Source organism: Cypionkella sp. (genome assembly GCF_030652235.1).
Classification (GTDB): domain Bacteria; phylum Pseudomonadota; class Alphaproteobacteria; order Rhodobacterales; family Rhodobacteraceae; genus Cypionkella.
The window spans coordinates 112,902-122,493 of record NZ_JAUSBA010000044.1 but is presented as its reverse complement, the minus strand read 5'-3'; the positions used below and the strand labels follow the sequence as shown (position 1 = coordinate 122,493).

9 protein-coding genes are annotated in these 9,592 nt (G+C 59.0%); 6 read left to right on the top strand and 3 right to left on the bottom strand.

The genetic code is table 11. From position 1 onward, the window contains the following. Nucleotides 1-102: 102 nt before the first annotated feature. Both Q7V03_RS15430 and Q7V03_RS15425 read right to left on the bottom strand, forming a co-directional pair. Entirely contained in the window at nucleotides 103-528 is a 426-nt protein-coding gene (locus Q7V03_RS15430; RefSeq protein ID WP_304926485.1) for a P-loop NTPase fold protein, read from the bottom strand. After that, nucleotides 506-925 carry a P-loop NTPase fold protein gene (locus Q7V03_RS15425; protein ID WP_304926484.1) on the bottom strand — a complete coding sequence of 140 codons (420 nt, stop codon included), beginning with the start codon at nucleotides 923-925 and terminating at the stop codon, nucleotides 506-508. The genes Q7V03_RS15430 and Q7V03_RS15425 overlap by 23 nt, the downstream gene beginning before the upstream one ends. A gap of 355 nt (nucleotides 926-1,280) precedes the next feature. Between Q7V03_RS15425 and Q7V03_RS15420 the strand changes: the two genes are divergently transcribed. The 3 genes from Q7V03_RS15420 (at nucleotide 1,281) to Q7V03_RS15410 (ending at nucleotide 4,394) form a co-directional block, all read left to right on the top strand. Beyond that, entirely contained in the window at nucleotides 1,281-2,666 is a 1,386-nt protein-coding gene (locus Q7V03_RS15420) for a DHA2 family efflux MFS transporter permease subunit (protein ID WP_304926483.1), read from the top strand. A 47-nt stretch (nucleotides 2,667-2,713) separates the two neighbouring features. After that, a complete protein-coding gene (locus Q7V03_RS15415) occupies nucleotides 2,714-3,487 on the top strand; it encodes a hypothetical protein (RefSeq protein WP_304926482.1) in 774 nt (257 codons plus the stop codon). 82 nt (nucleotides 3,488-3,569) lie between these two features. Continuing rightward, a complete protein-coding gene (locus Q7V03_RS15410; RefSeq protein WP_304926481.1) occupies nucleotides 3,570-4,394 on the top strand; it encodes a hypothetical protein in 825 nt (274 codons plus the stop codon). Here the strand turns inward: Q7V03_RS15410 and Q7V03_RS15405 are convergent. Then, nucleotides 4,382-4,783 carry a hypothetical protein gene (locus tag Q7V03_RS15405; protein ID WP_304926480.1) on the bottom strand — a complete coding sequence of 134 codons (402 nt, stop codon included), beginning with the start codon at nucleotides 4,781-4,783 and terminating at the stop codon, nucleotides 4,382-4,384. The two genes, Q7V03_RS15410 and Q7V03_RS15405, sit on opposite strands and share 13 nt — an antisense overlap. Before the next feature lie 298 nt (nucleotides 4,784-5,081). Here Q7V03_RS15405 and clpB point away from each other — a divergent pair, with 298 nt between their 5' ends. The 3 genes from clpB (at nucleotide 5,082) to Q7V03_RS15390 (ending at nucleotide 9,429) form a co-directional block, all read left to right on the top strand. Beyond that, a complete protein-coding gene (gene clpB, locus Q7V03_RS15400) occupies nucleotides 5,082-7,694 on the top strand; it encodes an ATP-dependent chaperone ClpB (RefSeq protein WP_304926479.1) in 2,613 nt (870 codons plus the stop codon). A gap of 176 nt (nucleotides 7,695-7,870) precedes the next feature. Next, a complete protein-coding gene (locus Q7V03_RS15395; protein ID WP_054006816.1) occupies nucleotides 7,871-8,182 on the top strand; it encodes a Dabb family protein in 312 nt (103 codons plus the stop codon). Continuing rightward, nucleotides 8,179-9,429, top strand: a complete 1,251-nt coding sequence (locus tag Q7V03_RS15390) for a glycerate kinase (protein WP_304926478.1) — start codon at nucleotides 8,179-8,181, stop codon at nucleotides 9,427-9,429. Before Q7V03_RS15395 ends, Q7V03_RS15390 begins: the two co-directional genes overlap by 4 nt. The last annotated feature ends 163 nt before the right edge of the window (nucleotides 9,430-9,592 follow it).

Below are 9,592 nucleotides of genomic sequence, written 5' to 3'. Positions count from 1 at the left end.
GGCATCCCGCCTTCAGCCTGACGCAGGATCGCGAGGATCTGCGCCTCAGTGTATCTGCTTGTCTTCATTCGGAATCTCCTCGTTCATATTACCGAGAAAATTCTACTTATGCAGCCCCTTACTTTCGGGGGGGATTACCCGTGGAAGCGAAAAGGACACGTTAATAAATTTTCGCAGATAGCTCTCGGCATCCATCTCAGCGCCATATCTTGCCTTCACACTGTTTTCGAGGGCAACGCCATTGATCCCAAGTATAAAGTGAACCTTTGGGACTGCAAAGAAGTGCTTGATAACCTCCAAAACCGATAGCGCATAGTCTGGTCGGCAGCGGTCCAACTCATCAATTACAATAACGATTGGCGAAACTTCATCTTCGGTCAGTTTAACCAATAGTTCTTTAAACGATTTCACCGCATCTTTGCGTTCCTTTTCAACGGTCCATAGGTTTTTAGCTGAGTCTCTTACTTCGGAACTCACTGCACCCGCAAGAACGTCACCGATTTCGTCAAGATGCTGCTTTAGCGCCAAAAGTTGCGACTGAAAGAGCGATCCCGAATGTTGGCTTGGCAAGTTTTGTGGCAACCGTTTTCCATTTTTTGAGTGTTGTTTGTTGTTTCTTTGGGATGCGCTCGCTTATTGCAGCGATAATAGAGACAAGAGGATCTGACAGATAGTCGCTTTCGAATGCGTCAAAGTAGACAGTGACAGCGCTACCGCCATTTTCGTTTTTATGTGCTGCAACCCATCTCTTTATAAAGTAGGTTTTTCCAGAACCCCATCGGTCATCAAGCGCAAGGACTATTGGATTCTCTATACTATCAACGAGGTCCGATAGCTGTTTTGAAATCAAATTACGTTCAAGTATATCATCGTCGAACCCCGTTTCATAAAGAACAACGTCGCTATCTTGAGGGAAAAGTTTCATTCATCACCTTCAACATTTTATCGGCTAAGCGCGAGGAGGCGAACCACACCGCATTTTGTTTATGCATACTTGCTTCAATACGCGAAAGATTCTTCTTGCGCTCTGCGAATGATCAGGTTGGCCTGTCACATCATGCGCGGTAACAAAGCAGTTTCGCCACTGCTTCCCCAAACCCACCCCCGGAAACTGGTTAACCCTTAATTAAAAAATTCGTAACCCCCTGATCCCAAAACATAAACCCAAGGTCCCAACTCGGGACCATACCCAAAACCCCAAATCCCACCCCCTTCACAACCGCGTGCCGCCCCTCCGAACCGCCCTTGCACCCGCCCGAAGCTTGGGGGATTGTCCCGCCATGGCCTCCGCGCGCATCCTCCCACTGATCGTCGCGACAGCCCTGCTGATGGAGAATATTGACAGCTCCGTCCTCTCCACCTCCCTGCCTCAGATTGCGAAGAATCTGAACTCCGATCCGATCCATCTGAAGCTGGTCCTCACCACCTACCTGCTCGCCCTCGCCGTCTTCATCCCCGCCTCGGGCTGGATGGCCGACCGGTTCGGGGCGCGTAAAATATTCCGCGCGGCAATCGTCGTGTTTGCCCTAGGCTCGATCACCTGCGCCCTTTCCACCAACCTGATCGAACTCGTCGCCGCCCGCGCCCTGCAAGGCTTGGGCGGCTCGATGATGACCCCAGTCGGTCGCCTGATCGTGCTGCGCGGCACCCCCCGCGCTGGCCTCGTCGGCGCGTTGGCGTGGCTGACCGTGCCGGCCCTGCTGGGCCCGGTGCTCGGCCCCCCTTTGGGCGGCTACATCACCACATACTGGGACTGGCGCTGGATCTTCTGGATCAACATCCCGATCGCGGTGCTGGGCGTGATCCTTGCCACCCTGTTCATCCCCGACCTGCGCGAGCCTGAACCGCGCCGCTTTGACAGCGCAGGTTTCCTCCTGCTCGGCCCCGGCCTTGCAGGGTTCTTAACCGGAGCGACGCTGATGGGCCTCAGCCTCGCCACCCCGCTGGCCGTGTTCGGCTTGACCGCCACGGGTGCCGGCCTGATCGCCCTCTACGTCCGGCACGCCCTGCGCACCGCAGAACCTATGGTCGACCTGCGCCTGCTGGCCCTTCCCACCTTCCGCATTTCCGTCACCGCAGGCACCCTGTTCCGCGTCGGGGTTGGAGCCCTGCCATTCCTACTGCCCCTGATGCTGCAACTTGGTTTCGGGCTAAACCCATTCCAATCCGGCATGATCACCTTCGCCTCTGGCATCGGCGCGCTGGTGTTAAAATTTGCAGCCCAGCCGATCCTGCGCCGCTTTGGCTTCCGTCGGGTGCTGATGGTCAACACGCTGATTTCTTCGGTATTCATCCTCGCCCCCGCCAGCTTTACCCCGCAAACCCCGTGGCTGCTGATGTTGGGGGTGCTGTTTGTCGGCGGCCTGTCGCGATCCCTGCAATTCACATCCGTCAATGCTATCGCCTACGCGGAGGTGCCCTCGGAACGCCTATCCTCGGCCACCTCTTTCACCGCTGTTCTGCAGCAACTCTCCGGCTCTATCGGCATCACCTTGGCCGCGATGACGCTGGAAGGTGCGGGCTGGATGCGTGGCACTTCGGCCACCGATCTGGGCAACTTCCCCATCGTGTTCATCGTGATCGCCTTGCTGTCGCTATCTTCAGCGGTGATCTTGGCCAAGCTGTCACCGCAGGCCGGGTCGCAACTGGTCCGCGCCACCGATTGACAGCCGACGGCTTTCCGCCGAATCTGGCGAAAACGAAAGGCTCGCGCATGGATATCAACCTGACCTTTGATCGCCCCGAAGAAGGCCCAAAATCTGGCCCGGTGACCATCGGCTGGTTTCTGACGCAAGACAAAGGTGCGGTGATGTATGATCCGCCCGAGCGGGTGCTGTTTCGCCAAACCAATAAGGCCCATGCCAAATCAGCCAGCCGTTGCCCGGCGGTGATCCAGTTGGAAAGCCGCTATTTCATGATCAAATGCCCGTTTGACATGCACCTTGGTTTTGGCCGCGATGACAAGGGCAAGCCGCATCTGATCAACCGGGCCGGGGCAGCCTCGACCATCCGTGCTAACAAACTGGGTGAGGTGATGACCCTGGTTTCCGAGGCCGAATGGCGCTACCCAGATCGCCCCACGGTGCAAATGTCGCTGCCTTACTGCTTTATCGCCGATGAGCTGGTCTATATCACCCAGCTTTCCGCCTTCGCGCATTACCGCCGCGAACAGCTGCCCGGCACGATCTTTGGCGGGCGTTTCCCGATGAACATCTGGCCGCGCCCGCTGATGTGGGCGTTTGAATGGCACGAGCCGGCGAAAGACATTATCCTGAAGCGTGGCGAGCCTTTGTTTTATTGCCAGTTTGAAGCCGAAGGGCCGGATCGTCCGGTGCAGGTAATTGAGGCCGAGAAAACCCCGGAATTGCAAAAGTATCTGGAGCAGATTGGTGGCGTGGTGAATTACGTCAACCAGACCTTCGGGCTGTTCAAAGCCGCCGAGGCGCTGCGGCCGAAGAAATTGCTGACACCTAAGGAACGTGGGTAAAGTGGGTGCAATCCACCGATCCGCCGGTTGATCCACGCGGTGGGGTGAAACCCCACCTTACGCCTTGCTTGAAAGGTTTGTGATGCGTAGTTTTCTGGAAATCTACGATCTTTCCAGTGCAACCTCTCGGGTGCTGCTAGAGACCGAACGACATATCGAGGCGCCGAATTGGGACCCTTCCGGCAAGAGCCTGTTGATCAATGCCGAGGGGCGGCTGTTTCGTGTGGCCCTTGCGACCCCCGAAATGGTCCCGGTGGAAACGGGCGTGGCGGCAAAGCTGAACAACGACCATGGCATCAGCCCAGATGGCAACCAGATCGTGATTTCCTCTCATCACGAGGGCCGAGGCTCGCAAATTTATCTGCTGCCTGCCACGGGGGGCGATCCGACCAGGATTTCCCCCGAGGCCCCAAGTTGGTGGCATGGCTGGTCACCGGACAGCAAGGTGCTCGCCTATGTTGCTGCGCGGGGAGAGAAGAAGGTGATCGACGTCTACACCCTGACGTTGGGCGGCGTTGAGTCGAAGTTGACAATGGGGGAAGGCCATTGCGACGGGCCGGACTTTTCGACCGATGGCTCCCAGATCTACTACAACTGCGACCGTGACGGCCACGCGCAAATCTGGGTGATGGCGGCGGATGGCACGGGGCAGCGCAAGCTGTTTGCGGATGAATACGTCAACTGGTTCCCGCATCCCTCGCCGGATGGCCAGCATCTGCTGTATCTGGCCTACCCGCCCGGCACCTTGGGTCACCCGGCAAACTTGCCTGTCGCACTTTGCCTCAGTGACCCCCAAGGCCAAAACCGTCGCCGGATTTTGGAGTTCACTGGCGGCCAAGGCAGCATGAACGTGCCGAACTGGGCACCGGATTCACACGCCTTTGCCTATGTGCGTTACAAGCCCTGAACCCGGCCCGCCGTAACCGGAGCAGCGGGCCGCACGCCCATCTTGCGATGGGTGTTGCTCCAGACCGAAATATAGACCTCTGCCGCGCCGCTTGGCGAAAGATGCTCTGGCGTCAAACCGACGATTCGGACGCGCAAATGATCGCTGTGCCGCAAGGGCTCGGTCATAACGGCGGTTGCTGCTGGCCCAAGCTGGCCCAAATGTCGCAAGCTGCGGCGCGGCAAGATGCCCAGCAGTGGTCTTTTTGCCTGCGCAAAAATTCCAATCTTGCCATCGGGTTGCAGGTGCAACTCTGCTGCATCGCCAATACACAAGCCACTTTTGCCGATATGCAGCTTCAACTCTTGCACCGGAGCTTTATGGATCAATACCTGCAAAATATCCTGCATCTGCGCCGCCTTACTCTTGTTCTGGTTTCCGATTGGGCTGCAAACTGGTCGCAGGGCAAGACCGTTCAGCACACTTCTGGTTGTAAGAACCGGAACGGGCGGCATCGTGCCGACCCCATCCGCCCCAATCGGCGGATTCCTGTTGGTATCTGCTCCAACCCTGCACAAATTTGGCACGCTGTCCTTGATCTACAGCATTGCAAAGCGACCATCGTCTCCCCAAATATCGCACAAGGCCACCGCCGATGTGCTGAAGATTCGGGCATCGCTGGGGCGCTTAGCAAAAGGAGTGTTACCGATGAATTTAGAGAAATTCACGGAGCGGTCGCGTGGTTTCATCCAAGCGGCGCAAACCATTGCCATGCGGGAAAGCCATCAGCGGCTGGCACCCGAGCATCTGCTGAAAGCCATTATGGACGATGATCAGGGGCTTGCGAGCAACCTGATCCGCCGCGCTGGCGGGGAACCTGCGCGCGTAATGGAATTACTCGCACTGACGATGGGAAAGCTGCCGAAAGTGTCCGGTGATGCGCAGCCCTACATGGACCCTGGTCTGGTGAAAGTGCTGGATGAGGCGGAAAAGCTGGCCAAGAAAGCCGGCGATTCGTTTGTTCCGGTCGAACGCCTGCTCATGGCGCTGGGTATGGTGAAATCCGCCGCCAAGGATGCGTTGGACGCGGGCGCTGTCAGCCCGCAAAAACTGAACTCTGCGATCAATGATATCCGGAAAGGCCGTACGGCGGATTCTGCCTCCGCCGAGGAAACCTATGACGCGCTGAAGAAATACGCCCGCGATCTGACCGAGGCTGCCGAGCAAGGCAAAATCGACCCGATCATTGGCCGTGACGAAGAAATTCGCCGTGCCATGCAGGTTTTGTCGCGCCGCACGAAGAACAATCCGGTGCTGATCGGCGAACCTGGCGTCGGTAAAACCGCAATCGCCGAAGGTCTAGCCTTGCGAATCGTCAATGGCGACGTGCCGGAGAGCCTGCGCAACAAGAAGCTGATGGCGCTGGATATGGGCGCTTTGATCGCAGGCGCAAAATATCGCGGCGAGTTTGAGGAGCGTTTGAAGGGCGTTCTGAACGAAGTCACCGCCGCGAATGGCGATATCATCCTGTTCATTGATGAGATGCACACGCTGGTTGGCGCAGGCAAATCCGATGGCGCGATGGACGCCGCCAATCTGATCAAACCGGCGCTGGCGCGGGGCGAGTTGCATTGCGTTGGGGCGACGACCCTTGATGAATATCGCAAATATGTCGAGAAAGACGCTGCTTTGGCCCGGCGCTTCCAGCCCGTCATGGTCAGCGAACCCACGGTTGAAGACACCATTTCGATCTTGCGCGGCATCAAGGAAAAATACGAACTGCACCACGGTGTTCGCATCAGCGACTCGGCTTTGGTCGCAGCGGCCACGCTGTCGCACCGCTACATCACTGATCGCTTCCTGCCCGACAAGGCCATCGACCTGATGGACGAAGCCGCTTCCCGTCTGCGGATGGAAGTGGACAGCAAACCCGAAGAACTCGATCAGTTGGATCGGCAGATCTTGCAACTGCAAATCGAAGGCGAGGCTCTGAAGAAGGAAGATGACAACGCCTCCAAAGACCGCCTTGAAAAGCTGGAAAAGGAACTGTCGAACCTTCTCGAACAATCCGATGCGATGACGGCCAAATGGCAGGACGAACGCGACAAGCTGGAAGTCGGTCGCGATCTGAAAGAGCAACTCGACCGCTTCCGCGCCGAGCTGGATCAGGTCAAACGCGATGGTAATCTGGGCCGCGCGGGTGAACTCAGCTACGGCATCATTCCCGGTCTGGAAAAGAAGCTGGCCGAAGCCGAAGCCCGTGAAGGCGATCTTCTGGTGTCCGAAGCCGTCCGTCCGGAACAAATCGCCGAAGTGGTGGAGCGCTGGACCGGGATTCCCGTCGCCAAAATGCTGGAAGGCGAGCGTGAGAAGCTGCTGAAGATGGAGGAGGAACTCGGCAAACGGGTGATCGGCCAGCAAGCCGCCGTCACCGCCGTGGCCAACGCTGTCCGCCGTGCCCGCGCAGGGCTGAATGACGAGGGGCGGCCTTTGGGCAGCTTCCTGTTCCTTGGGCCAACCGGGGTGGGTAAAACCGAACTGACCAAAGCCGTCGCCGAATATCTGTTCGACGACGACGCGGCGATGGTGCGGATTGATATGTCCGAATTCATGGAGAAACACTCGGTTTCCCGCCTGATCGGCGCGCCTCCTGGCTATGTCGGCTATGACGAAGGCGGCGTGTTGACCGAAGCCGTCCGTCGTCGCCCCTATCAGGTGGTGCTGTTCGACGAGGTGGAAAAGGCCCACCCCGATGTGTTCAACGTGCTGTTGCAGGTGCTGGACGATGGCATGCTGACCGACGGGCAAGGCCGCACCGTCAGCTTCAAGCAAACGCTGATCATCTTGACCAGCAATTTGGGCGCGCGGGCGTTGTCGGAACTGCCGGAAGGTGCCGATCAATTGGGCGCGCGGGCGCAGGTGATGGAAGCCGTGCGGCAGCATTTCCGCCCGGAATTCCTTAATCGTCTGGACGAGCAGATCATCTTTGATCGTCTGAACCGCGCCGATATGGCGGGTATCGTGGAAATACAGTTGCGCAAACTTGAGGCCCGTCTGGTGGGTCGCAAGATCACGCTGGATCTGGACCCGCAGGCGAAGGCTTGGCTGGCCGATGAAGGCTACGATCCGGTGTTCGGCGCGCGGCCGTTGAAACGGGTGATTCAGAACCACCTGCAAAACCCGCTGGCCGAGATGATCCTGTCGGGCGACGTGCTGGATGGCGCCACGATCAAGGTCAGCGCCGGGGCGGATGGCTTGATCATCGGTGACCGGGTGTCAGCGTCTCGGCGAGAGCGTCCAGCGCAGGCCGTGGTGCATTAAACACCCCGCTTTGCGAAACCAAAGTAGCCCGTCCTTGTGCACAGGGGCGGGCTGTTCCATTCAACGCTCGGTAAGCTGTCCAAAACACTTGCGGGCAAGCCCGAGGCGCGATCAGATGATCTGCCAAACGCCTGTTGTTCAAGAACACTCGCCAACCTCTACTTAAAAGGCCAAACATGATCCGCCATATCGTCGCGCTGCGCTTTCCGGCTGGCACATCTCAGCAAACCAAAGATGATCTCTATGCGGCGCTGGCCGGGTTGAAATCGCAGATAGATGGTATCCTGTCATTCCACGCTTCGCGAAACGTCACCGTTGAGCCGCTGTCGCGTGGGTTTGATGATGTATTCTGGTTCGATTTTCGTGACACGGCGGTGCGCGACGCCTATCTGGTTCACCCCGCCCATCAGGCCATCGGGGCGAAGATCGTGGCTGCCACAGAAGGCGGCGCGGAGGGGGTGTTCGTGTTTGACGTCGCGGTGCCATGAATCCCGAAGATCGCGCCTTTCTGACCCGGTTGTTCAGCACCGCCGTCCGCGCCGCTGACCCCACTCAGGCCCTGCGCGCCCATCTGCCTGCCCGTCCAAAGGGTCGTGTCGTGGTGATCGGGGCGGGCAAAGGGGCGGCACAACTGGCGGCGGCGTTTGAGGCATTGTGGGACGGGCCGCTCGAGGGCGTGGTGGTGACCCGCTACGGCTATGGCTGTGCCACCAAGCGGATAGAAGTGCTGGAATCAGCGCATCCTGTGCCGGATCAGGCGGGATTGGTAGCCTCGGCGGCGCTGTTTGAGGCGGTGCGGGGACTTTCGGCGGATGATCTGGTGGTGGCTTTGATCTGCGGTGGCGGCTCGGCTTTGCTGCCCTGCCCGCCGGGGGATTTGACGCTGGAGGATGAGGCCGGGCTGAACCGGGCTTTGCTGGCCTCGGGCGCGCCGATTTCGGTGATGAACGCGATCAGAAAGCAGGTGTCGGGCATCAAGGGCGGGCGGTTGGCGGCGGCGAGTTATCCGGCGCGGGTGATTTCCTTGGTGGTGTCGGACGTGCCGGGGGATGATCCAGCACAGGTGGCCTCCGGGCCGACGGTGCCGGACCGGGTTTCGCGTGAGGACGCGCGGGCAATGGTTGCAGCTTGGCGAATTGAACTGCCTGCGAGGGTGGCGGCTTGGTTGGCGGGGGAAGACGGGCGCGCACCTGACCCTGCCGACCCGGTCTTCGCGGAGCATGAGGTGCGGGTGATCGCCTCGGCGCGGATCAGTCTGGAGGCGGCGGCGGCGCGGTCGAGCGTGCCTGCGGTGATCTTGTCGGACGCGATTGAGGGCGAGGCGCGGGATGTAGGCCGGGTTCATGCCGCGATTGCGCGCGAGGTGGCCAGCCGGGACCGGCCATTTCAGCGGCCTGTGGTGATTTTGTCGGGCGGCGAGACCACGGTGACTTTGCGAGGCAAAGGGCGGGGCGGGCGGAACTCGGAGTTTTTGCTGGCTTTGGCTTTGGCGGCGGAGGGGGTGGGTTTTGCGGCCTTGGCGGCGGATACGGATGGGATCGACGGCTCGGAAGACAATGCCGGGGCCTTCGCGGATGGGGCCTCGATGGCCCGACTGCGGGGGCTGGGGCTGGACCCTGCGGCGCTGCTTGCGGGGAATGATGCCTATGCGGCCTTTGAGGCTTTGGGGGATCTGTATGCGCCGGGGCCGACCGGGACCAATGTGAATGATTTTCGGGCGATCTTGATCCGGTGAGGGGATGGTCCCAACTCGGGACATTTTTTATGTGTTTATAATCAATGAGATAAGGTGTTTGATTTAAGGATTTGTTAAGAAATAGGGCGTTTGGACGACGTGCTTGCGTTCAGCTTTGTGAAAATAGTCGTGGAGATTGAGGCCGCAGGCCAAGGTTTGCATG

What these genes read in the sequence shown, in the direction of transcription:
- Q7V03_RS15425 (WP_304926484.1), bottom strand. Translation starts at nt 925, where the DNA reads ATGAAACTTTTCCCTCAAGATAGCGACGTTGTTCTTTATGAAACGGGG.
- Q7V03_RS15410 (WP_304926481.1), top strand. Translation starts at nt 3,570, where the DNA reads ATGCGTAGTTTTCTGGAAATCTACGATCTTTCCAGTGCAACCTCTCGG.
- Q7V03_RS15415 (WP_304926482.1), top strand. Translation starts at nt 2,714, where the DNA reads ATGGATATCAACCTGACCTTTGATCGCCCCGAAGAAGGCCCAAAATCT.
- Q7V03_RS15405 (WP_304926480.1), bottom strand. Translation starts at nt 4,783, where the DNA reads ATGCAGGATATTTTGCAGGTATTGATCCATAAAGCTCCGGTGCAAGAG.
- Q7V03_RS15395 (WP_054006816.1), top strand. Translation starts at nt 7,871, where the DNA reads ATGATCCGCCATATCGTCGCGCTGCGCTTTCCGGCTGGCACATCTCAG.
- Q7V03_RS15390 (WP_304926478.1), top strand. Translation starts at nt 8,179, where the DNA reads ATGAATCCCGAAGATCGCGCCTTTCTGACCCGGTTGTTCAGCACCGCC.
- Q7V03_RS15420 (WP_304926483.1), top strand. Translation starts at nt 1,281, where the DNA reads ATGGCCTCCGCGCGCATCCTCCCACTGATCGTCGCGACAGCCCTGCTG.
- clpB (WP_304926479.1), top strand. Translation starts at nt 5,082, where the DNA reads ATGAATTTAGAGAAATTCACGGAGCGGTCGCGTGGTTTCATCCAAGCG.